General features: G+C 61.1%; 19 protein-coding genes. 13 read left to right on the top strand and 6 right to left on the bottom strand.

Going from position 1 to position 21,803, the window contains the following annotated elements:
- Window positions 1-5: 5 nt before the first annotated feature.
- On the bottom strand, window positions 6-2,315 hold the full coding sequence (locus HGHM_RS12450; RefSeq protein WP_019141866.1) for a tetratricopeptide repeat protein: 2,310 nt from the start codon (window positions 2,313-2,315) through the stop codon (window positions 6-8).
- Between the two features lie 122 nt (window positions 2,316-2,437).
- Window positions 2,438-3,532, bottom strand: a complete 1,095-nt coding sequence (locus HGHM_RS12445; protein WP_019141865.1) for a YeiH family protein — start codon at window positions 3,530-3,532, stop codon at window positions 2,438-2,440.
- A gap of 118 nt (window positions 3,533-3,650) precedes the next feature.
- On the opposite strand from HGHM_RS12445, the gene HGHM_RS12440 reads away from it, so the two are divergent.
- From HGHM_RS12440 to HGHM_RS12400, 9 genes are all read left to right on the top strand, one after another.
- Window positions 3,651-4,544, top strand: coding sequence for a LysR family transcriptional regulator (locus HGHM_RS12440; RefSeq protein WP_019141864.1), 894 nt, complete (start codon window positions 3,651-3,653; stop codon window positions 4,542-4,544).
- The gene (locus tag HGHM_RS12435; RefSeq protein WP_019141863.1) at window positions 4,535-4,750 is read left to right on the top strand and encodes a hypothetical protein; all 216 of its coding nucleotides are present in this window, start codon (window positions 4,535-4,537) and stop codon (window positions 4,748-4,750) included. Before HGHM_RS12440 ends, HGHM_RS12435 begins: the two co-directional genes overlap by 10 nt.
- Before the next feature lie 96 nt (window positions 4,751-4,846).
- Window positions 4,847-5,353, top strand: a complete 507-nt coding sequence (locus HGHM_RS12430) for a hypothetical protein (RefSeq protein ID WP_019141862.1) — start codon at window positions 4,847-4,849, stop codon at window positions 5,351-5,353.
- Between the two features lie 82 nt (window positions 5,354-5,435).
- Window positions 5,436-5,927, top strand: a complete 492-nt coding sequence (locus tag HGHM_RS12425) for a hypothetical protein (RefSeq protein WP_019141861.1) — start codon at window positions 5,436-5,438, stop codon at window positions 5,925-5,927.
- A gap of 147 nt (window positions 5,928-6,074) precedes the next feature.
- Window positions 6,075-7,223, top strand: coding sequence for a cytochrome c oxidase subunit II (locus HGHM_RS12420; protein ID WP_019141860.1), 1,149 nt, complete (start codon window positions 6,075-6,077; stop codon window positions 7,221-7,223).
- Window positions 7,224-7,253: 30 nt separating this feature from the next.
- Window positions 7,254-9,011 (top strand): cytochrome c oxidase subunit I, encoded by a 1,758-nt coding sequence (ctaD, locus tag HGHM_RS12415; protein ID WP_019141859.1) that lies wholly within the window; start codon window positions 7,254-7,256, stop codon window positions 9,009-9,011.
- Complete coding sequence (locus tag HGHM_RS12410; RefSeq protein ID WP_019141858.1) at window positions 9,008-9,661, top strand: cytochrome c oxidase subunit 3; 654 nt, start codon at window positions 9,008-9,010, stop codon at window positions 9,659-9,661. The genes ctaD and HGHM_RS12410 overlap by 4 nt, the downstream gene beginning before the upstream one ends.
- Window positions 9,662-9,682: 21 nt before the next feature.
- The gene (locus HGHM_RS12405; protein ID WP_019141857.1) at window positions 9,683-10,390 is read left to right on the top strand and encodes a heme-copper oxidase subunit III family protein; all 708 of its coding nucleotides are present in this window, start codon (window positions 9,683-9,685) and stop codon (window positions 10,388-10,390) included.
- Window positions 10,391-10,398: 8 nt separating this feature from the next.
- Entirely contained in the window at window positions 10,399-10,713 is a 315-nt protein-coding gene (locus HGHM_RS12400) for a cytochrome C oxidase subunit IV family protein (protein ID WP_019141856.1), read from the top strand.
- Between the two features lie 14 nt (window positions 10,714-10,727).
- Here HGHM_RS12400 and HGHM_RS12395 read toward each other — a convergent pair whose 3' ends face one another.
- Complete coding sequence (locus HGHM_RS12395; RefSeq protein ID WP_245549263.1) at window positions 10,728-11,900, bottom strand: multidrug effflux MFS transporter; 1,173 nt, start codon at window positions 11,898-11,900, stop codon at window positions 10,728-10,730.
- A 358-nt stretch (window positions 11,901-12,258) separates the two neighbouring features.
- Between HGHM_RS12395 and HGHM_RS12390 the strand changes: the two genes are divergently transcribed.
- Window positions 12,259-13,851: an FAD-dependent oxidoreductase gene (locus HGHM_RS12390; RefSeq protein ID WP_051155295.1), complete on the top strand. Its 1,593-nt coding sequence runs from the start codon at window positions 12,259-12,261 to the stop codon at window positions 13,849-13,851.
- A gap of 30 nt (window positions 13,852-13,881) precedes the next feature.
- Here HGHM_RS12390 and HGHM_RS12385 read toward each other — a convergent pair whose 3' ends face one another.
- A complete protein-coding gene (locus tag HGHM_RS12385) occupies window positions 13,882-14,172 on the bottom strand; it encodes a hypothetical protein (RefSeq protein ID WP_026075966.1) in 291 nt (96 codons plus the stop codon).
- A gap of 79 nt (window positions 14,173-14,251) precedes the next feature.
- Window positions 14,252-15,730, bottom strand: coding sequence for an NAD-dependent succinate-semialdehyde dehydrogenase (locus HGHM_RS12380; RefSeq protein WP_019141852.1), 1,479 nt, complete (start codon window positions 15,728-15,730; stop codon window positions 14,252-14,254).
- 524 nt (window positions 15,731-16,254) lie between these two features.
- Here HGHM_RS12380 and HGHM_RS22325 point away from each other — a divergent pair.
- Together HGHM_RS22325 and HGHM_RS12370 are read left to right on the top strand one after the other, a co-directional pair.
- On the top strand, window positions 16,255-17,091 hold the full coding sequence (locus HGHM_RS22325) for a hypothetical protein (protein WP_019141851.1): 837 nt from the start codon (window positions 16,255-16,257) through the stop codon (window positions 17,089-17,091).
- A 760-nt stretch (window positions 17,092-17,851) separates the two neighbouring features.
- Entirely contained in the window at window positions 17,852-19,267 is a 1,416-nt protein-coding gene (locus tag HGHM_RS12370; protein ID WP_245549212.1) for a TAXI family TRAP transporter solute-binding subunit, read from the top strand.
- A gap of 34 nt (window positions 19,268-19,301) precedes the next feature.
- Here HGHM_RS12370 and HGHM_RS12365 read toward each other — a convergent pair whose 3' ends face one another.
- A complete protein-coding gene (locus tag HGHM_RS12365; protein WP_019141849.1) occupies window positions 19,302-20,651 on the bottom strand; it encodes an MFS transporter in 1,350 nt (449 codons plus the stop codon).
- A gap of 136 nt (window positions 20,652-20,787) precedes the next feature.
- Here HGHM_RS12365 and cyoA point away from each other — a divergent pair, with 136 nt between their 5' ends.
- Entirely contained in the window at window positions 20,788-21,801 is a 1,014-nt protein-coding gene (cyoA, locus tag HGHM_RS12360; protein ID WP_034348516.1) for a ubiquinol oxidase subunit II, read from the top strand.
- Window positions 21,802-21,803: the final 2 nt, after the last annotated feature.

Raw genomic sequence — 21,803 nt, 5'->3', positions numbered from 1 at the left:
CCGCATCAATGCAGCATGGCCGGCACTGAAAAGCCGGCAGGCGCTTCGCCGCGCTGGCTGCGCTCCCACATCTCGACATAGGCCGCTTCAAGATGGCGGCAGAATCGTACCGTATTGAACAGCGGATAAGTACTGCGGTTGTGCGCGAGCTTCGCCTTGATCCGCGCCAGCTCGGCAGGCATGCTTGCCAGCCGCAGCGCCAGGGCTTCGTATTCATCGAGGCTTTGCGTGACCAGTTCCGGCAAGCCGACGGCATGCAGCAGGCTGGTCGCCACCCGCCCGGCGAAAGCCTGACCGGTGCAGGTCAGCACCGGCAGGCCGGCCCACAGCGCGTCGCTGGCGGTGGTATGCGCATTCACGGGCAGGGTGTCGAGGAACAGGTCGGCCAGCTGCTGACGCGCCAGGTGTTCGGCTTGGGGAAGCCTTGGCGCGAACACCAGCTGCTCCGGAGCGATGCCGCGTGCCTGCGCTTCGCGCCGCAGGTTCGCCGCCGCGGCGGCATTGCCTTCATACAGCCAGAGCACGCTGCCTGCTATCTGGTGCAGCAGGCGCATCCAGATATCGAAGACGGCCGGCGTAATCTTGTAGTTGTTGTTGAATGAGCAGAAGACGAACGTCTTCTCCGGCAGGCCGGCTTCGGCGCGGGTCGGAACCTGCGCGGAAATCGGGCGCTTCGAGTCGTTGACCTGGTAGGAGTCGGGCAGGAAGACCAGTTGTTCCGAAAAGCTTCCCAGTTCGCCTTCGGAAACCAGGTGTTTGTCGCAAATCGCATAATCGACGTAGTCGGCGCCAGTGGTGCCGGGATAGCCGAGGTAGCTGACCTGCACCGGGGAGGGGCGATGGGCGAGGATGCCGAGGCGGCTGTTTTCGGTGAACCCTTTGAGGTCGACGGCGATATCGACTTCCAGCGCCTGCATGATCCGCGCGGCTTCGAGATCGCTTTTTTCGCGCACGTCGATGAAGCGGTCGAACGCGGATTGCAGCCGCTCGCGCATGCCACCGCGCGCATCGGGACCATAGGAAATCGCGATCGTTTCAAAGCGCTGCCGGTCATGCGCTTCGAACAGCCCGGCCATCAGGTGCGCCGTCGCATGTTCCTGGAAGTCGGCAGAGAGATAGGCCACGCGGATCTTCTCGTGCTGGTAGCGCCGGCCCGTCCACAAGGGATGCGAAGAAGCGGGAAAAGTGTGCGCAACGAAAGCGCGGGCGCATGCGAGCTGGTCCGCCGGAGATTCCGAGGCATTGAGAAACGGGAAGGGGACTGCCGCCTTCCGGCCTTGCCTGTTCATCTCGACCACCGCTTGCCTGCTCTTTTCATAGTCCGACCAGTCGCAGCAGTAAAGCTGGCAGGCAAACAGGTTGCCGGGCGCGTAATCATAGTCGGGCGCGAGAGCCAGCAATTTTTTATAGACCGGGATCGCGGCTTCGAAGCGTCCCAGCGCGGACAAGGCAGTGCCGAGATTGTTGAGCGCACCGAGATGGTCCGGCTTGCCCTGCAATACCTGCTCGTAATCGATGAGAGCTTCCGCCAGCCTGCCGAGCTTCGCCAGTGAAATGCCGCGGTTGTAGCGCGCCTCGACATCGTTCGCGTTCAGTTGCAGGACCCGGGTGTAGCTTGCCACCGCGTCGGCATTCCGATTGATGGCGGTCAGCGCCACCCCGCGGTTGGCGAGCGCTTCGGGATAGTCGGGCTGAAGAGCAAGCGCGCGATCGAAGTCCGCGATCGATTCTTCATACCGGCGCAGCAACAGCAGCGCGGTTCCGCGCTGCTGGAGCAGGGGGGCGGCGTTCGGAATGAGCCGGAGCGTGCGGCTGCAGATGTCGAGAGCTTCTTCATGCCGCTGCAGGTTGAGCAGGGTATTCACGAAGTTGTAGCCGATGTCGGCCGAATCCGGCTTGATATCCAGCGCGCGCCGGTAGTGTGCGAGCGCTTCCTCGTGGCGTCCCAGCTGGCGCAGTGCCATTGCCAGGTTGCCGAGCGCGGCAGGGTGTTTGGCGTCGATTTCCAGGGCTTGCCCGATCAGTGCGATGCCCTCTTCGGTCTTCCCGCGCTGCAAAGCCATGAGGCCGAGATAGTGGAGGGCATCGAAATGCCGTGGCTGCGCCTGCAGGATTTCCTGGTATGCCGCTTCGGCGCGCGCCAGTTGTCCCTGCTTGTGCAACGCCACCGCATCCAGCAGCTTGCTGCCGATGTCGGATGCCTTGGCCGGCATGAACGCTGTCTTCTGCGCCGAGTGGGCGGACAGGGCAGAGGAGGTGATCGGGTGCGGCGACTTGCGCTTGGCGAAAGCGGAAAGGAGTTTGGTCAACGGCATTCTGCATTTCCTTGGACGTCTCGTGAGTTCGGCACCAATTGCTCGATGTCGAACTTACGATGATAGTTACCAGGGCAGCAATGCCATTGATTAGTATCAATGAGTTCCCAAAAGAAGCATTTTCAGGAAGCAAGAGTAAAACAGGAATTGATCCACGCGCCGCCGGCAATCAGCCAGGCGAAAAGAATGGCGGCCAGCAGGATGGGCTTTTTCCCGGCAAGGCGAAACGCCGATGCATGCGTCGTCAAGCCGAGCGCCGCCATCGCCATCGTCAGTACCAGCGCGTCGATGCGGGCGATGTTTTGCGCAAGGATCTGCGGCACTGGCAGCAGCGAATTCAGGATCACCACGCCGACGAAACCGAAGGCAAACCAGGGAATCGTCACGCGTGCCTTGGTTCCTGCGGCAGATGTCTGCCGACGCCGCACGATGTAAAACGAAAGCGCCAGGAGAAAGAGCGGCAGCATCATCACGCGCAGCATCTTGGCGACCACCGCGGTGTTGGCCGCTTCCGGCCCGAAGGAGCGCGCGGTGGCCACCACTTGCGCCACTTCATGGATGGTGGAGCCGGCATACATGCCGAAAGCGGTGTGTGATGACGGCAGGACCTGCCAGTCCAGATTGAGCTGGTACAGGAGCGGGTAGAGAAAGGTGGCAATGGTCCCGAACACGACCACCGTCGATACGGCGACAGTCACCTGCTCGGAACGGCTGCCGAGCACCGGGTCGGTCGCGATCACTGCCGCCGCGCCGCAGATCGAGCTGCCGGCGCCGATCAGGCAAACGGTGTTGGTATCCATCTTCAGCACCGTCTTGCCGATGAGGAGTGCGAGAGCGAAGGTCGAGGTGAGGATCAGGGCGTCGGTCAGTATGACCGGCAGGCCGAGACGGCCGATGTCGTGCAGCGTCAGGTGAATGCCGAAAAAGATGATGCCGAGCCGCAGCAGTCTCTGCTTGGAAAATGCGACACCCGGCGCGCAGGCGGGCGCAAGGCGGGCATACAAGGTATTGCCGGCGATCATGCCAATCGACATCGCAATCACCAGCGCGCTGAGCCCATGCTGCTTGAGCCACGGCGCTTCGCCGAGCCACATGGAGGCAAGCGCGATCAGCGCGCTCAAGACGACGCCGGGCAACAGGGGCAGCGCGCGGCGCAGCCGGCTCTCGGGCGTAAGAGGATCCGTGGCTGCCTGCAAGGGCGCCGGGAACTGATTCATGAGGGTTTGTGCCTGCGAAAAAGAATGCCTCGAGTCTACGCAGCGGCACGATATAAGTAAAACAGGTTATTCTTCTAAAACCTACCTGTTTTTTGGCTATGTAATTTATCTGAAATTCATGCGCATCACCCTGAGGCAATTGCAGATCTTTGAAGCGGTCGCATCGAGCGGCAGCACCACGGCGGCGTCCGAACAGCTTGCGCTGTCGCAGTCCGCTACCAGCGCCGCGCTCAACGAGCTGGAAAGCCTGCTGAATGCAGCCTTGTTCGACCGGGTTGGCAAACGACTCATTCTCAACGACAACGGCCGGCTGCTGCTCGCGCATTCAAGGCAGATGCTGGCGCTCGCGCGCACCATCGAGAGCCAGTTCAGCGGCGCGGAGGGGGTGAAAAGGGATCTGGTCATCGGCGCCAGTACCACCATCGGCACTTACATCCTGCCCGGACTGATTGCCGGCTACGCCAGCCGCCACGGCGAGATCACTCCACGGGTGCTGATCGCGAATACGGCAGAGGTGGCGGCGGCCGTGGCCAACTTCGACGTCGACATCGGATTCATCGAAGGGCCCTCCCATGTGCGCGACCTGAGAGTCGAGCCATGGATCAGGGATGAACTCATCATCGTCGCCGCGCCCAGCCATGCACTGGCAGCGGGGAACACGCGCCGCAAGGCCACGCCCGCCGTCCTCGCACAGGCGAAATGGCTGCTGCGCGAACCGGGCTCGGGCACCCGCGAAGCGGTGGAAGACGCCCTGATTCCGCATTTGCATCACATGGCCGAAGGCGGCGTGTTCAGCAGTTCGGAGGCGATCACCCAGGCCTGCATGGTCGGGCTCGGGCTCGCCTGCCTGTCGCGCCTGGTCGTGGCCGATCTCCTCGCCCAGGGGCGGCTGGTGGAAGTCCACAGCACACTGCCGAAGATGATGCGCAGTCTTTATATGATTTACAGCGCCAGGAAAAACCTGTCGAAGCCGCTGACCGAGTTCAGGGATTTCTGCAGGATATGGTCCTGACGGATTTGCCGCTTGTATCACTGCGGTTCGACAATTCGCTGCAATTCCTGCGCTGGCTGATCCCGCGCACTGCCGCCATCCATGCTGCCCTGCGCCTGAATCGGATTGGTGCCACGCTTGCTGATGTACTGCCATATCTCGGCATCGCCTTCGCCATCCTGCCCGGCATCAAGACAAGGCGGGCCGCCGGTACGCAAACGAATTGACCTGCCTCATGATTTTCCTTGGACGCGATATTGAAAGTGAGGCACCGCTGCCTATACTGAATCGACCAGCCAACGTACCTCGCAGGAGGTTCAATCATGCGACACACGCTTTACTACTTGCTTCCGGATATCGAGTGCGCCCGGAAAACCCTGGATGACTTGCTGCTCAACCGGATCGAGGAAAAGCATATCCATTTCGTAACCGGCGGAACCATGTTGCCCCCTGATCTGCCGGACGGCACGCTGTTCCATAAAACCGATGTAGTTCATGGTGCCAGCTCCGGCATGATCGTCGGCGGAATCCTGGGCATCGCTTTCGGTTTTCTGCTCGTCTACTACTACGGCCTGTCTTCGGAAGCGCTGGTGGTCCTCGTTTCGGCACTGGTCGGGGTTCTGTTCGGCGGATGGGCGGCCAGCATGGTCGCGGCAGCCTTGCCGAATACCAGGCTGAAATCGTTTTACCCCGAACTTGAACGCGGCAAGATTCTCCTGATCGTCGATGTGCCCGCGCGCAAGGTGGAGCAGATCGAGAAAGTGATGGCCGATCGTCATCCTGAAATGAAGTTCAACGGCGAAGAACCGAACGTGCCCGTGTTCCCGTAGTGGCAGCTGCTTGCCGGCAACGAGCAGGTTCGCGGCACCGGCCGGCGCCTGACAATTGGCAGGAGGTAGCATGGAAATTCATATGCGTTCACATCGCAGGGTAGCGCGCTCCCCCGACTGGACGGCGGCGGCAGTCTCCGGCTTCGTCGCCGGCGCAGTCCTGATGGTGCTGGAAATGCTGTGGTCGACCAATCTCATGGGCGCCACTCCCTGGACCATGTCGCACATGATCGCCGCCATCGTGACGGGACCCGACGCGCTGCAGTCGCATGCGTTCAGCGTGAGCATCGTGGCCCTGTCGCTGGTCATCCATTATGTGCTGGGCATCGTGTTCGGCATGATCCTGGCTGCCATCATCGCTCCCTTCCATTTGGATTCGAGCCCCGCCATGGTGCTGCTCGTGGGGGCGGCGTATGGCCTGGTGCTTTACCTGGTCAACTTCTACGGCATGGCCCGCATCTTCACCTGGTTTGCCGATGTGCGGGGCTGGCCGGCCCTGATCGCCCACCTGATTTTCGGCATGGTGGCCGCCGGCATGTACTGGAAGCTGGAACGGCCGGCCTTGATGAGATGAACCGGCCTGCCTGAATTGCAGGCCGTGGTGCGTTGATCGAGCGGACGAAAGGCGTTCGCCTTTCGTCCGTTTTCGCATGGGAAGCGGGCCGGCGCATGTCCGGACATGGCGGAGTGCGCGGCCCGGTCCCGAAGGAAGGGGATTGGTATGGCCATGGCTGTCGCACTGATCGTCATCGTCCTCGGGGCCTTGCTGTTTCATTTCATCAGCCCGTGGTGGACCACGCCTCTCGCTTCGAACTGGAGGCAGATGGATGACACCCTGATCATCACGCTGGTGATCACGGGAATCTTCTTCGTCGCCATCAATCTGTTCGTCGTCTACACCCTGCTGCGTTACCGCCATCGCGAAGGCAGCAGTGCCGCCTACCAGCCGGACAACCGCAGGCTGGAGCGCTGGCTTCTGGTCGCCACTTCCCTCGGCATCATGGCGCTGCTGATGCCCGGCCTGTTCGTCTATGCCGATTATGTGCGGGCGCCGCGCGATGCGATCGAGGTGGAAGCGCTGGCCCAGCAGTGGCAGTGGCGCTTCCGCTTTCCGGGCGCCGACGGCAGGCTGGGCCCGACCGATATCCGCTTCGTGAATGCCACGAATCCCTTCGGCGTCGACCCGGGCGATCCATCCGGCCAGGACAATGTCCTGATCGGCGGTAACGAACTGCACCTGCCGCTCAACAAGCCGGTCAAGATGCTGCTGCGCTCGCATGATGTGCTGCACGACTTCTATGTCCCGCAATTCCGCGCCCGCATGAACATCGTGCCGGGCATGGTGACCAGTTTCTGGTTCACTCCCACCAGGCCGGGCCGCTATGAAATCCTGTGCGCGCAGCTGTGCGGCATGGGGCATTACAACATGCGCAGCTACGTGGTGGTGGAGGAGGAAGACAAGTTCCGGGTATGGCTGCGGGGGCAGCCGACTTTTGCGCAATCGATGGCACCGCCGCGCGCCGGCACGTCCGCGGTCGCGTCTGCCGGCGGGATGGCGGAAAAAGGCAGGGCGCTGTCCCAGTCCAAGGGATGCGTGGCCTGCCATTCCATCGACGGCAACCCGGGCGTCGGCCCGACCTGGAAAGGGCTGTACGGCAAGACTGAACCCATGGCCGACGGCTCTACTGCAGCAGCTGATGAAGCCTATTTGAAGAAGTCGATCCGGGACCCGAATGCACAGGTGGTAAAAGGCTTCGCGCCCATCATGCCGAAGATCGAGATGAGCGACGAGGAAGTGAACGCGCTGGTCGCCTATATCCAGTCCCTGGGCGGCACGGAAAAGCCGCCGGCACAGAAGGCGCAGAAATGAAACCGCAGCAACCGTTCAAGGGAGAAGGCCATGCCCTACGCCGATCATGATGCGCAGCACGCGCCGCAGAGCTTCTGGACCAGGTATGTCTGGAGCCAGGACCACAAGGTGATCGCGATCCAGTACGCGAGCACCGCGATCATCGTCGGGCTGGTCGGCGTGGCGCTATCGAACCTGATGCGGCTGCAGCTCGGCTTCCCCGGCAAGTTCGCCTTCATCGATGCCCAGCATTACTACCAGTTCGTCACCATGCACGGCATGATCATGGTGATCTACCTGCTCACCGCCCTGTTCCTCGGCGGCTTCGGCAATTACCTGATCCCGCTGATGGTGGGCGCGCGCGACATGGTATTCCCCTTCCTGAACATGCTGAGCTACTGGGTCTACCTGCTGTCGGTGCTGGTGCTGATGGCCAGCTTCTTCGTGCCCGGCGGGCCGACCGGCGCCGGCTGGACCCTGTATCCGCCGCAGGCGATTCTGCCCGGCACGCCAGGCGCCGACTGGGGCATTATCCTGATGCTGGTGTCGCTCTTGATCTTCATCGTGGCCGCCACCATGGGCGGTCTGAATTACGTCACCACGGTGCTGCAGGCGCGTACCGAAGGCATGACGCTGATGCGCATGCCGCTCGCCGTGTGGGGCATCTTCACCGCGACCATCCTCGCACTGCTGGCGTTTCCGGCGCTGTTCGTGTCCGGCGTCATGATGTTGCTCGACAAGACGCTCGGCACGAGCTTCTTCATGCCTTCACTGGTATCGATGGGACAGGCGACCGGCTACAAGGGCGGCAGCCCGCTGCTGTTCCAGCATTTGTTCTGGTTCTTCGGCCATCCGGAAGTCTACATCGTCGCGCTGCCCGCCTTCGGCATCGTGTCCGACCTGATCAGCGTGCATGCGCGCAAGAGCATCTTCGGCTACCGCAACATGGTCTGGGCCATCCTCGCGATCGGCGTGCTGTCGGTGGTGGTGTGGGCACACCACATGTTCGTCTCCGGCATGAATCCGTACTTCGGCTTCTTCTTCGCCACCACCACCCTGATCATCGCCGTACCGACCGCGATCAAGATGTACAACTGGCTGCTGACGCTGTGGCGCGGCGACATACACCTGTCGGTGACGATGCTGTTTGCGCTCGCCTTCGTCAGCACCTTCGCCATCGGCGGGCTGACCGGGCTGTTCCTCGGCAACGTGAGCGTCGATATCCCCTTGTCGAACACCTATTTCGTGGTGGCCCACTTCCACATGGTGATGGGCGTGGCGCCCATCCTCGTAGTGTTCGGCGGCATCTATCACTGGTATCCCAAGGTCACCGGCCGCATGCTGAACGATAGGCTGGGCAGGCTGCATTTCTGGGTCACCTTCCTCGGCACCTATGCCATCTTTTTCCCGATGCACTACCTCGGGATCCTCGGCATGCCGCGCCGCTACTATGCCTTCGACAACTATGCCTTTATCCCGCAATCGGCGCATACGCTGAACATGTTCATTTCCGTGGTCGCGTTTGTGGTCGCCGCGGCGCAGCTGGTCTTCGTCTTCAATCTCGTCTGGAGTGCGTTTCGCGGCAGACAGGCCGATGGCAATCCCTGGCGCGCCGCTTCGCTGGAATGGCAGACGCCGGACACGCCGCCCGTGCATGGCAACTGGGGACCGCATCTGCCGGTGGTCTACCGCTGGGCCTATGCCTACAGTGTGCCGGGCGCGCCGCAGGATTTCATTGCCCAGAACGCGCCGCCCGGCGACGGCGGGATGGAACCCGAACCCTATACCGGCAAGGAGGCGCTGGCATGAACACCACTGTGGTCTTCAAGGTCGCGCGCGATGAACGGGAAGAGCCACGCGCGCCGGATGCAGCGGGCTGGCGCTGGCGCCGCGGCACGCCGGGGGGCATCGGGCTATGGGCATTCATCGGCGTGGCAACCTCCCTGTTTTCGCTCTTCCTCGCCGCCTATGTCATGCGCATGGCAAGCAGCGACTGGTCGCCGATCGCCATGCCCTGGCAGCTCTGGATCAGCACGACCCTGCTGCTGGCCGGCAGCGTGAGCTTGCAGCGGGCGAGTGCAGCGGCCCGGCATGCGCAATGGGACAGGGCCCGCACGCTGCTGCTGGTCGGAGGCAGCTGCGCTTTCGCATTCCTGTGCGTGCAGCTTTCAGCCTGGCAGGCCTTGCAGATGAATCAGGTGAGGGCCACCGGCAATCCTGCCGCCAGCTTCTTCTACCTGCTCACCGCAATGCATGGATTGCATGTTCTGGGCGGGCTGGCAGGCTGGGGATGGACAATGTACGGCGCCGCCGGCCATGCTGCCCGCCCGCGTGTCGCAGCGCGCATCGGTCTGTGCGCGCGCTACTGGCATTTCCTGCTGGCGGTCTGGCTGGTGCTGTTTGCGGCGCTGGGCTGGCTGACGCCGGAAACGGTGCGGCTGATCTGCGGCACCGGATGAGTTGGAAACCAAGGAGTACCCATGAGTGCACAACTTTCCCCGCCACCGGAAACTCCCGTTCCCGTCGCCCACGCATCATTCGGCGGCTGGCGTGGACTGGTTGCGGACTGGTCGTCCGACCGCCAGGCCTTCCAGGTATCCTGGGGCAAGGCGATGATGTGGATTTTCCTGCTGTCCGACACCTTCGTCTTCAGTTGCTTCCTGACCGGCTACATGACGGTGCGCGTCTCGACCACCGTGCCCTGGCCGAATCCGAGCATCGTGTTCGGCCTGAACGTTGGGGGCGTGGAAGTCCCGCTGCTATTGATCGCGATCATGACCTTTGTGCTGATCAGCAGCAGCGGCACCATGGCGATGGCGGTCAATTTCGCCTATCGTCGTGACCGCGTGCGCACCGCCGCGCTGATGTTCGTCACTGCCGCGTTCGGCGCCACCTTCGTTTGCATGCAAGCTTTCGAATGGACCAAGCTGATCGTCGGCGAAGGTGTGCGGCCCTGGGGCAATCCCATGGGCGCGGAGCAGTTCGGCGCCAGCTTCTTCATGATCACCGGCTTTCATGGCCTGCATGTGACCGCCGGCGTGATCTACCTCCTGACCGTGGCGGTGCGCGTGCTGCGCGGGCGCTACGAGAAAACCGGCAATTACCAGATCGTGGAGATCGCCGGCCTGTACTGGCACTTCGTCGACCTGGTCTGGGTATTCATCTTTGCGCTGTTCTATCTCTGGTGAGGCCGCCCATGAGTTCCGCCACCGGGCAACAACATCCGATCAGCCTCTATCTGAAGATCTGGGGCTTGCTGTTCGTGCTCAGCACGCTGTCCTACCTGGTCGATTACTTCAATTTTCACGGTTACCTGCGCTGGAGCCTGATCATTCTTCTCATGCTGATGAAGGCCGGACTGATCGTCGCGGTCTTCATGCACATGGCATGGGAAAGGCTGGCGCTGATCTATGCCATCCTGCTCCCGCCATTGTGCCTGCTGGTGCTGGTGATCCTGATGGCGACGGAAGCCGATTACGTGTTCGCCACGCGCCTGCTGTTTTTCCGCTGACTTTCTTGCAGGCGTCACTCAGCCTGGCAGGCATGCGGATGGCGGCGTGTCTGGATGTTGTGCCAGTGACGTCCGCCCGACCACAGTGCCAGCGCAATCAGGACAAAAGCGAACTGGCCCGCCGCCAGCAGGAATACCGAATGCGACAGGATGGGTGCGATCAGGCCGGATACCAGCGCGGCCAGCATGGTCTGTGTGAAGGACTGGCAGGAAGCGACGATGCCGCGGATGCTGGGGAACAGGTCGAGCACCATCAGCGTCGCGCCGGGAGCCACGACCGACATGCCGAAGGTATAGAAGAACAGCGGCGCTACCGACCAAGGCAGGGCGGGCGGGAAGAAGGCGTGGTAGAGGACGTTGAACAGGGACGCGCCGAGCAGAAGGATGAAACCGATCTTGACCTGCTTCGGCACCGGAACCCGGCCTGCCAGCCGGTTGGCTGCCAATGCGCCGCTGAAGATGCCGCCCACCGCCGGCACGAATTGCCAGCCGAACTGGTCGGGGCCGAGTCCGAGGTGCTGGGTGATGAAGACCGGCGCGGCGGAAATGTAGAGGAATAGTCCGGCAAAGTTGAAGGCGACGGTGCCGGCGATCAGCTGGAACATGAGCGAGCGGAATACCTGGGTGTAACTCTGCGCCAGGAAGCGGGGATTGAATGGCTGGCGCTTGGCCGGAGGCAGGGTTTCCGGCAGGCGCTTGAAGCACATCCATAGCAGCAGGACGGTATAGACGAACAGGAACAGGAAGATGGAGCGCCAGTCCAGCAGCTTCACGATCCAGCCGCCGAGGATGGGCGCAATCGCCGGCGCAATCGAAAAGATCATGGTGACCAGGGACAGCAGGCGCGCTGCCGGGGCCCCCGAGTACACGTCGCGGATGATGGCGCGGCCGATCACCACACCCGCGCCCGCCGATATGCCCTGCAGCATGCGGAAGGCCCACAGGTATTCGACGCTGTGCGCGGCGGCGCAGCCGAGCGAGGCGACGGCGAATACCGCGAGCGCCCCGAGGATGATATTGCGGCGGCCGAAGGCATCGGACAGGGCGCCATGCCAAAGAATCATCATGCCGAAGGAAAACATGTACGCAGTCAGGGTTTGCTGCACCTGCAGCGGACTGGCATGCAGCGACGACTGGATGTTGGCAAATGCGGGGAGATAGGTGTCGACGGAGAACGGGCCGATCATGGCGAGAGCGGCCAGGATCAGGGCCAGCGCGTTGGCGCCGGGCAAGTGCTTGTTTTCTGTTGAGGAAGAAAGGCTGGTTTCGGGGTGAGCGGACACGGTTTGTTTTTTCCTTGTGGGATTGCTCGCAGCAGCCTTCCGCCGGATTCCTGCCGGCATCGGCCAGAGCTGAATGTTCTTGATACTTGATGGCAGCCGGTGTTTTGGCCGGTGCGGGCGAAATTTTACAGGCTTGCTCCCGAAGCTGCTGTTCGAAAACACCGGCGGCGCCCGCCGGCTTGCCTGCTGAACTTGTGCGCCGCACCGAAGCCTAATCTTTGCAGGCCGGTATTGCGGTGCATGCGGAAGGAAAAATCGGAAAATGACAGTCGAATCAAAGGGTTCAACCTCAGTCTGGATGAAAACGGCGCAATTGCCGCGCTATTCCAGCTTGCAAGAAAATCTCGAAGCTGACGTGTGCGTCATCGGCGGCGGCATTGCGGGCCTCACCACGGCGTACCTGCTGGCGTGTGAAGGCAAGTCGGTGGTGCTGGTGGAAGCGATGCAGATCGGCGCGGGCGAAACTGCGCGCACCACCGCACATTTTTTCCCGCCCGATAACCGCTATTGCGCCATCGAGCGCGCTTTCGGCGTCGAGAAGGCGCGCCTGCTTGCCGACAGCTTTGCCCGGGCGACGGCACTGGTGGAAGCGATCGCGCAAACGGAAGACATCGCCTGCGAGTTCGAACGGCTGGACGGCTACCTGTTTGCGCTGACGAGCGACGGTTATCCGGACCTGGACAAGGAACTGGCGGCTGCGCGCCGCGCCGGCGTGGATGTGACCAAGCTGGTGCGCGTGCCGGAGCTGGGCTTCGATACCGGCCCCTGCCTGCGCTTCGCGCATCAGGCACAGTTTCATCCGCTGAAATACCTTGCAGGCCTGGCCGAGGCCGTGGAGCGCTATGGCGGCCGGATCTACACCCATACCCGCGCGCTCAGCGTGGAGCGCAGCCAGGATCGCCAGATGGTGACGACCAGGGGCGGCCAGATCCATGCCGCAGCGGTAGTGGTGGCGACCAACACGCCCTTCAACAACCGCGTCGTCATGCATACCAAGCAGGCAGCTTACCGGACCTATGTGCTCGGCCTGCGCGTGCCGAAGGACTCGGTGCCACGGATCCTGCTGTGGGATAACGGCGCTCCGTACTACTACGTGCGCGTGGAAACGCCGGACCAGGATGCCGATCATGATGTCCTGATCGTGGGCGGGGCCGACCACAAGGTGGGGCAGGACACGCATCCCGAGCATCGTTATGATGAAATCGAAACCTGGGTGAGGGAACGCTATCCGATGGCCGGCGCGGTTGAATACCGCTGGTCGGGCGAGGTGATGGAACCGGCCGACGGCCTGGCCTATCTCGGCCGCAACCCGCTGGACGACCCGAACGTGTACGTCATCACCGGCGACTCCGGCAACGGCATGACGCATTGCACTGCAGGCGCAATGCTGGTGACCGACCTGATCATGGGCCGCAACAATCCGTGGGCCGAGCTGTACGACCCGGCACGGCACGTGGTGCACGGCTTCTCCGAGTTTTTCAAGGAACAGGCCAACGCCCTGTCGCAGTATGGCGACTGGCTGAAGGCGGGCGAGCTCGAATCGGTGCAGGCGATCGCGCCCGGACAGGGTGCGGTGGTGAGTGAAGGCGGCAAGAAGCTCGCGATCTACCGGGATCCGGAAGGCGAGCTGCATGTGCTGTCAGCCGCTTGCACCCACCTGGGTTGCATGGTGTCCTGGAATTCCGCGGAAAAATCCTGGGACTGCCCCTGCCATGGATCACGCTTCGACGTCGATGGCGAAGTCCTGCACGGGCCGGCGGTGGAGCCGCTGGAAGAGATGGTGCTGAGCGGGCGGCCCGATCGTCCGGCCGCAGGAATAGGCACGCCGATCAGCCGGCAGGCGCCGCGGCAGTGAAGCGCTTGCTTGGCAAGCAGGAATCCCGGGCTATATCCGCGCGAACACGTCCACGATCACCTTGTCCTCGGGCTGGTAATCGGGACGGGGAAGGAATTGCGTCTCCGTCAGGTGCACGAGGAAGGTATCGTCCACCTTGAGCATCTTCCAGCCCGCGCGTTCGCCGCTGTCGCTGCCACCGGCAAGCTGGTAGCAGCGCAGCATTTCCTCTTCCTTTTTGTTGCGGCCGTAGACATGGGGCTCGACGATGCGCGAATAGCCGTGGTAGCGCAGTTCGAGCACCCGTTTTTCCTGGATAGCCCTGCAAAGCGTCTCGTTCATGTTCTTCTCGTGACGGCGGTCGGCGGGAAAACCGGCCGCCGCTTCATCGCCGCGGCCGGCAGTGCGCTTTCGCAAAGGCTCAGACGCCGCCCATGCACAGGTATTTCATTTCCAGGTATTCCTCGATGCCGTATTTCGAGCCTTCACGCCCTAGGCCCGACTGCTTGACGCCGCCAAAGGGGGCGACTTCGTTCGAGATGATCCCGGTGTTGATGCCGACCATGCCGTAGTCCAGCTTTTCCGCAACCCGCCAGACGCGGCCGATGTCGCGCGAATAGAAATAGCTCGCCAGGCCGAACTCGGTATCGTTGGCGGCGGCGATCGCTTCTTCCTCGGTACGGAACTTGGTCACTGCGGCGACCGGCCCGAAGGTTTCTTCGCGCATCACCTTCATGTCGCCGGTGACGTTGGCCAGCACCGTCGGTTCGTAGAAATGCCCGCCGAGCGCATGCGCCTTGCCGCCGGTGAGCACTTTCGCACCCTTGGCGACCGCATCGGCGACATGCTCCTCCACCTTCGCGACCGCCTGGTCGTCGATCAGCGGCCCCTGTACCACGCCTTGCTCGAAGCCGTTGCCGACCTTGATCTTCGCCGCGCCGGCGGCCAGCTTTTCGACGAACTTGTCATGGATGGATTCATGCACGTATATGCGGTTGGTGCACACGCAGGTCTGGCCGGCATTACGGTATTTCGAGGCCAGCGCGCCTTCCACCGCGGCATCGATGTCGGCATCCTCGAACACAATGAAGGGCGCATGGCCGCCGAGTTCGAGCGACAGTTTCTTGACGGTGGGCGCGCACTGCTGCATCAGGATGCGGCCGACCGGGGTCGATCCGGTGAAGGACAGATGTCGTACGGTCGGGCTCTCGCACAGCACCTTGCCGACTTCGATGGAACGCTGGGCATCGGCCGTCACGATATTCATCACCCCCGGCGGCAGGCCGGCGCGGTGTGCGAGTTCGGCCATGGCCAGCGCGGACAGGGGCGTCTGTTCGGCCGGCTTGATCACGATGGTGCAGCCGGCTGCAATCGCGGGCGCGACCTTGCGCGTGATCATCGCGATCGGGAAGTTCCATGGAGTAATAGCGGCGCACACGCCGATCGGCTGCTTGAGCACCACCATGCGCTTGTCGCTCCATGTGGATGCCATCACGTCGCCGCATACCCGCTTCGCTTCTTCTGCGAACCATTCGACGAAGCTCGCGCCATAGGCGACTTCGCCTTTCGCTTCCGCCAGCGGCTTGCCTTGCTCGGCGGTCATCAATGCGGCCAGATCGTCGGCATTCGCGACCAGCAGGTCGAACCACTTGCGCATGATGCCGGCGCGTTCCTTCGCGGTTTTGGAAGACCAGGCGGGGAAGGCGGCTGCAGCGGCCTCGATCGCGGCCTGTGCCTCCTTGGCGCCAAGGTTCGGCACCGAGGCAATCGTCACGCCGTCGGCCGGGTTAGTCACATCGAAAGTCGATGCGCCGCCAACCCAAGCGCCATTCAGATAAGCCTGGTTGCGCAGCAGCGCCTCGTCCTTGAGTTTGGGCAGTCCCTTGACTTGTTGCAGCATGGTCTTCTCCTCGTCATTTTTGAAACTGAGTAAAAAACCAAGAATAGCGCAATCGCTGACAGGCTGCTGACGGGAACCGGGCTTGGTTGCCCTAGGGGACGCGTAGACGAAAGGGCCCAGCCGGTGCACCTCCTAGTCGAGGGAACCTTCCGCGCTAACATGAGGCCCGGTTGACCCGAAACGGAAACGAATGGGAATCGCGGCGTAGAGCGCACCAAGCGGCAATCGGCTGCCGGACGCCGAAAAAGCTGCAATTGCCCACGTGGTTTAATGTTGCTGTTGTAACTATTCCATGACAGCATACGGCGGTGATTGCCAACGTGATAACGGGATCCGACTGCCGTATTTCACGGAATGGCATTTGCCGTATCCGTGGTCGGCCTTATCAAGTTCAAGGTGTGGCCCTGCTTTCAAGGGTATGGAATTCCGTGCATGTCGGGCGGATGCTTGTGTATAGCGGACGGTTGTGTCCGTATAACGTAACAGTTAAGTTTCATACCGCCATTGGGGGAAACTAAAGAGTTATGGATATCGAGGTTATTGAAGTTCCGTTCAACGGGACCTCCGTCAAAGTAGTTGAAGCTCAATGGACTCATGATGCGGGCACAGTTATTGAGGTATGGCTCAAAACCACCAATGAGCGCGCAGAGGTTATCTTTTCGGACGATATTGGGCTAAGAATATTGGATGAATTAGACGTGGCCGGCTTTTGGTTGAATACGCCTAAAACAAAATTAGCTGAAAGTTGGCTTTTTAAGGTCAACCGTGGAGGCTGGTTTGATTTTGAAGCAACGCGAGAAGACTTTTATTCAAAGTATCATGCCGCAGAGATTACCGAATATTTAGTTGCCGGTTACCAGGAATGCGTTTCCGTCCTCTCCAGAAGTGCACCAATAGTGCGGGTATTAATGAAACTTAACTTGTCAATGAACCCGGACTGCCGGTCATTTAAGTTGTTAGGCGCAACTTACAGGGAGAAAATGATGCTTATGCGTAAGACACTTGCACTGCTCGTTGCCATGCCAGCGGTAGCGATGGCTAGCGATGCATTGACCGCCGAAGCGTTTGCCAGCGAAATGATTTCATGCGCTTACCAAAATGCCACCTACGGCCTTGGCCCCGGAACGGCTTCCGCGGCACAAAAGGCGCAAGCAGAATCCGTTGTCTATCTGGATGCCGCTCAAAAAGCAACGTCATACGGCTATGTCGAGGCTCAAAAGCCTGCCGTCCAAAAGGCCGCTCAGGAAGCGGTATTGAAAGAGGTGACAAACGCAAAGGACGTGGACGCGATTGTGGCCAAGTGGAATGATGTGAAGTCGCATTGCGATGCGTCGTTAAAAGCGTATGGCAAGGCTCAGTGACGTTCTGAACCTGATATAGCCTAACTTGGCAATGAACACGGACGCCTTCGGTACCGGATGTTTTTAAGTTAGGTCTACAGATATGAAGTCATTTAGCGCACGCAAGGGCCTAAAGTCAGTGCGCTAAACCATTTAGTCAGATGGGATGAGCGATGAGCTCCGCAACTCCCTCTGGAATGCGCTGCAGCTGTCAGTCTGGGAGTCGGACGGATTTCTCCACGGTCGTTAGGGCAATCTGCCCACCGTCGACAATTTCAGCGCACACCTCTGGTTTCGTTACTTTAAGAAGCCAATCGACCAAAGGCCGGGATGGCAATACTTGAATCGGAGCGAAAGAATCCTCGGAGAGATTCGGACCTACTTCTTCGGAGCCAATTGGAATGAGGTTTACGCCTTCTTAGAGTTTGTTGTCGGCGTGTTGGAAAAGGAGTTCCTAAACTCCAGAAGTTCCTGTATGGACTGCCCCAGAGAGCGAGGACATGCCGCTTCGCAGCAAGTGCTACAGGCCGGTTAGGGCGGCGTTAAGTAAACACCTCTCGCCACACGAGCCGACAAAAAATCCCCAACCTGTTTCAGATTCGCTTTTCCATCCGATTAAACTCCGCCACCCTATTAAACTGAAACAGCCGGCATTTCAAAACGTCCCTACGGAAGGGCACCTTTCAATGACGACAACCCGCATTCTGGCATGTACACCGCGTGAAAACCGCATATCATCTGCGCTTTCCCGAAGCAGCAACACACTCGGAGGGTGACTTCAGTGAGTCCCAAAATCTATTTGTCCAGAATGCTCGCGAAGCTCAACGGCCTGTTTGGAAAAGGGCAGGTGATGTCCGTCAGTGCCATCCTGGTGTTCGGCGTCGTCGCGGGCATGGCGATCCTCGCATTCGCGAATTTCGGCGCCCCCAACACCATCACCATAGCCAGCGGGCCCAATGGCAGCGTATTCCAGCGAAATGCCGAGAAGTACAGGCAGATCCTGGCGCGGCAAGGCGTCACGGTGAAGATACTTCCTTCGGAAGGGTCCAGGGACAACCTCAAGAAGTTGTCCGATCCTAAAGTGGCGGTCGATGTCGGCTTTGTGCTGGGTGGCGAAGTTGGCAAGGCGGACAAGGGGAATCTGGTGTCGCTCGGGAGCATTTCCTACCAGCCGCTCATGATCTTTTATCGCGGCAGCCCAAAGACCTTGCTTTCCGATTTCAGGGGACTGCGCCTCGACATCGGGCCGGAAGGCAGCGGGGCGCATTCGCTGGCGCTCACGCTGCTCAAGGCGAATGGCATCGAACCCGGTGGTGACACGGCCTTCGTCAGCACCGTTCCCGGCGACCTGGTGCGCGCCTTGCGCGAGAACCGGGTGGATGCGATTTTCGTCATGGGGGATTCCACGGCCACCGACATGATGCGCGAACTGCTGCATACGCCGGACATTCACCTGTTTAACTTTGAGCAAGCCGATGGCTATACCCGACGCATCAACTATTTGAACAAGCTGAGCCTGCCCAGGGGGTCGCTGGATTTTGGCAAGGACATTCCTGCCGAAGACACTGCTCTCATCGGCCCGACCGTCGAAATCATTGCCCGGGACAGCCTGCACCCGGCGCTGTCGGACCTGCTGCTTGAAGCGGCGCGCGAAGTACACGGCGGTGCCAGCCTCTTCAAGAAGCGCGGCGAGTTCCCGGCGCCGCAGGAACATGAATTCCGGATCAGCCCGGATGCGACCCGCTACTACACCTCGGGCAAGAGTTTCTTTTATCGCATGTTCCCCTACGGGGTTGCCAGCATCATCACGCGCATCGTGGCCTTCTTCGTGCCGTTCGCCTTGTTGCTGATTCCCGCGCTGAGACTCGCACCGGCCATCTATCGCTGGCGCATGGAGTCACGCATCTACCGCTGGTACCGGGCCTTGCTGGACCTTGAACGCGATGCATTCAAGCCCGGCGCGGACCCGAAGCGGCGCGAAGAGCTCTTGCAACACCTTGATGAGATCGAGAATGCGGTCAGCAAGATCGTGGTGCCCGCTTCCTTCGGCGACCTGTTTTACGGTCTGCGCGGGCATATCGGTTTTGTCCGCAATACCTTGCGATCCCAAGGGCCCGCCCCGATATCGGAACAATCGATGTACGCCGGGAGAAGTGACAGGAGCGCGTTGCATGAACGCGCTCCGAGCGGCAGTTGATTCTCTGGCTACTGCGCCCGGCGGCGCAGCGTGGTCAGTCCCGGATTTCGAGGGCGCGGTTGAGGCTGAGCGCAGCCAGCGAACCCGCGGCGCCTGACAGCAGGTACAGGCTGACGTAGGCCAGACCGAAATGCGCGGACAGGCCAAGCGCCACCAGCGGAGCGAAGCCTGCGCCGGCGAGCCAGGCCAGATCGGAGGTGAGGGCTGCGCCGGTGTAGCGGTACTTTGCCGGGAAGTTGGCGGTAACCGCGCCGGCTGCCTGGCCGTATGACAAGCCGAGCAGGCCGAAACCGAGCAGGATGAACAAGTCCTGCCCCAGCTCGCCGCTGTTCAGCAGGGTCGGAACGGATGCGCTGAACAGGGCGATCAGGAATGCGAGGCTGCCTAGTGTCGTGCGCCGGCCGAAGCGGTCGGCGATCACGCCGGAGGCGATGATGCCGAGGATCGCCAGTGCCGCGCCCGCCATCTGGACCATCAGGAAGTCGCTGATCGAGCGCAAGGAATACAAGGCGATCCACGACAGCGGAAACACCGTGACGAGATGGAACAGCGCGTAACTCGCCAGCGCCGCGAGGGCACCGATGATCAGATTGCGTCCTTGCGAACGGGTCATTTCAATGACATTGGTCGGCTCCAGCTCGCGTTCGTCAAGCAGGCGCGAGTATTCGGAGGTGGATACCAGGCGCAGGCGGGCGAACAGTGCCACCACGTTGATGGCAAATGCCACGTAGAACGGATAACGCCAGCCCCACTCGATAAAGTCCAGGGAGGACAGCGTGGACAGCAGGTAGGAGAACAGTCCGGCGGCAACGATGAAGCCCACCGGTGCACCGAGCTGACCCAGCATTGCATACCAGCCGCGACGGTGTTGCGGCGCGCTGAGCGCCAGCAGCGAGGGCAGCCCGTCCCATGAACCGCCGAGCGCGATGCCCTGGCCGATGCGCAGCAGCGCCAGCAGGACGATCGAGGCCGTACCCAGGTGCGCGTAGGTTGGCAGGAAGGCCATGCCGGCAGTCGATGCGCCGAGGACAAAGAGCGCGAGCGTGAGCTTCACTTCCCGGCTGAACCGGCGCTGGATCGCCATGAAGGCAACCGTTCCGAAGGGCCGCGCCACGAAGGCAAGGGCGAAAATCGCGAAGGCGTACAGGGTGCCCTCCAGCCTTCCCTCGAACGGGAAGAATACGGAGGGAAACACCAGCACCGAGGCGATCGCATAGACGAAGAAATCGAAGTATTCGGATGCGCGGCCTATGACGACGCCGATGGCGATTTCGCCGGGTGCAATCTGCCCGTCGCGGGCATTGATGTGTCGCGCGCCGCTGCTGTCCGGGTGCGGCTGCGAAGCGGAAGAAATGCGGGTGGCGGAAGTGCTCATGCTTGCCATGTCGTCTCCTCAGTCATTTTGCCCGACGCGTCTGACCTGTTCCGGCCTTGTTCCAGGGTGGGACAAAATGTCCAATCGGAAATGCGCGTCGTTAGCAGTACAGTACCATGTTCGCCAATCTCTGTAACTCTACCGCATGATTTCCTTGATAATTCGTAGCGGGCTGTTGTTGCCAGTCATCTTGCTTGCCGGTTGTGATACGGTGGTAATGAATCCCTCTGGCGACATTGCCGCCCAGCAGGGGCATCTCATTGTTATTTCCACGCTGTTGATGCTCCTGATCATCGTTCCCGTGATCGCCCTGACCATCCTCTTTGCATGGCGCTACAGGAAAAGCAATACCTCTGCCAAATACGATCCCGACTGGGACCATTCGACCAAGCTCGAACTGGTGATCTGGGGCGCTCCGCTGTTGATCATCATCGCCCTGGGCTTGCTGACCTGGATCAGCACTCACCAGCTGGACCCGTACCGGCCCCTGCAACGTCTTGATGCCAAGCGCGAAATTCCTGCCGGCACCGAGCCGCTGGTTGTCCAGGTCGTCGCCCTCGACTGGAAATGGCTGTTCATTTATCCGGAACAGGGTATTGCGACGGTCAATGAACTCGTCACGCCGGTGGATGTGCCTGTTCGATTCAAGATTACCGCATCCAATGCGATGAACTCTTTCTACATTCCTGCGCTTGCCGGGCAGATCTACGCCATGCCGGGTATGGATACCACGCTGAACGCCGTCATGAACAAGCCCGGTGTCTACGAAGGCTTTTCGGCCAACTACAGCGGCGCGGGATTCTCCCACATGCGCTTCAAGTACCACGGCGTGAGCGCTGCGGACTTTGAAGGCTGGGTGCAAAAAACCAAGGCGGGAGGCGGCGCGCTCGAGCGTGACGACTACCTGCAATTGGAAAAGCCCAGTGAACGCGAGCCGGTGCGGCATTTCGGAAAGGTGACGCCGCATCTGTACGACGCCATCGTCAACCGCTGCGTGGCGCCCGGAACGGTATGCATGAGCGACATGATGGCTGCCGACAGTGAGCGCATCAAGGCCGATGCCGCGCGTAAAGCCACGGAGGAAGAGAAGCCGGTGCGCCCTGTTGCGCAAAGCAGCGCCGAAGCCTCCCCCTCGCACTCCCACATTCATCAGGAGTAACG

Source organism: Noviherbaspirillum massiliense JC206, assembly GCF_000312045.1.
In the GTDB taxonomy this organism is placed as follows: domain Bacteria; phylum Pseudomonadota; class Gammaproteobacteria; order Burkholderiales; family Burkholderiaceae_D; genus Noviherbaspirillum; species Noviherbaspirillum massiliense.
Note: the sequence above shows the minus strand (reverse complement) of the source record. Positions and strands in the feature narration are given on the sequence as shown.

Coding starts and splice junctions, on each gene's coding strand:
- cyoA (WP_034348516.1), top strand. CDS start 20,788: ATGATTTCCTTGATAATTCGTAGCGGGCTGTTGTTGCCAGTCATCTTG.
- HGHM_RS12410 (WP_019141858.1), top strand. CDS start 9,008: ATGAACACCACTGTGGTCTTCAAGGTCGCGCGCGATGAACGGGAAGAG.
- HGHM_RS22325 (WP_019141851.1), top strand. CDS start 16,255: ATGGATATCGAGGTTATTGAAGTTCCGTTCAACGGGACCTCCGTCAAA.
- HGHM_RS12420 (WP_019141860.1), top strand. CDS start 6,075: ATGGCCATGGCTGTCGCACTGATCGTCATCGTCCTCGGGGCCTTGCTG.
- ctaD (WP_019141859.1), top strand. CDS start 7,254: ATGCCCTACGCCGATCATGATGCGCAGCACGCGCCGCAGAGCTTCTGG.
- HGHM_RS12450 (WP_019141866.1), bottom strand. CDS start 2,315: ATGCCGTTGACCAAACTCCTTTCCGCTTTCGCCAAGCGCAAGTCGCCG.
- HGHM_RS12390 (WP_051155295.1), top strand. CDS start 12,259: ATGACAGTCGAATCAAAGGGTTCAACCTCAGTCTGGATGAAAACGGCG.
- HGHM_RS12385 (WP_026075966.1), bottom strand. CDS start 14,172: ATGAACGAGACGCTTTGCAGGGCTATCCAGGAAAAACGGGTGCTCGAA.
- HGHM_RS12435 (WP_019141863.1), top strand. CDS start 4,535: ATGGTCCTGACGGATTTGCCGCTTGTATCACTGCGGTTCGACAATTCG.
- HGHM_RS12430 (WP_019141862.1), top strand. CDS start 4,847: ATGCGACACACGCTTTACTACTTGCTTCCGGATATCGAGTGCGCCCGG.
- HGHM_RS12365 (WP_019141849.1), bottom strand. CDS start 20,651: ATGGCAAGCATGAGCACTTCCGCCACCCGCATTTCTTCCGCTTCGCAG.
- HGHM_RS12405 (WP_019141857.1), top strand. CDS start 9,683: ATGAGTGCACAACTTTCCCCGCCACCGGAAACTCCCGTTCCCGTCGCC.
- HGHM_RS12380 (WP_019141852.1), bottom strand. CDS start 15,730: ATGCTGCAACAAGTCAAGGGACTGCCCAAACTCAAGGACGAGGCGCTG.
- HGHM_RS12395 (WP_245549263.1), bottom strand. CDS start 11,900: ATGATCGGCCCGTTCTCCGTCGACACCTATCTCCCCGCATTTGCCAAC.
- HGHM_RS12445 (WP_019141865.1), bottom strand. CDS start 3,532: ATGAATCAGTTCCCGGCGCCCTTGCAGGCAGCCACGGATCCTCTTACG.
- HGHM_RS12400 (WP_019141856.1), top strand. CDS start 10,399: ATGAGTTCCGCCACCGGGCAACAACATCCGATCAGCCTCTATCTGAAG.
- HGHM_RS12425 (WP_019141861.1), top strand. CDS start 5,436: ATGCGTTCACATCGCAGGGTAGCGCGCTCCCCCGACTGGACGGCGGCG.
- HGHM_RS12440 (WP_019141864.1), top strand. CDS start 3,651: ATGCGCATCACCCTGAGGCAATTGCAGATCTTTGAAGCGGTCGCATCG.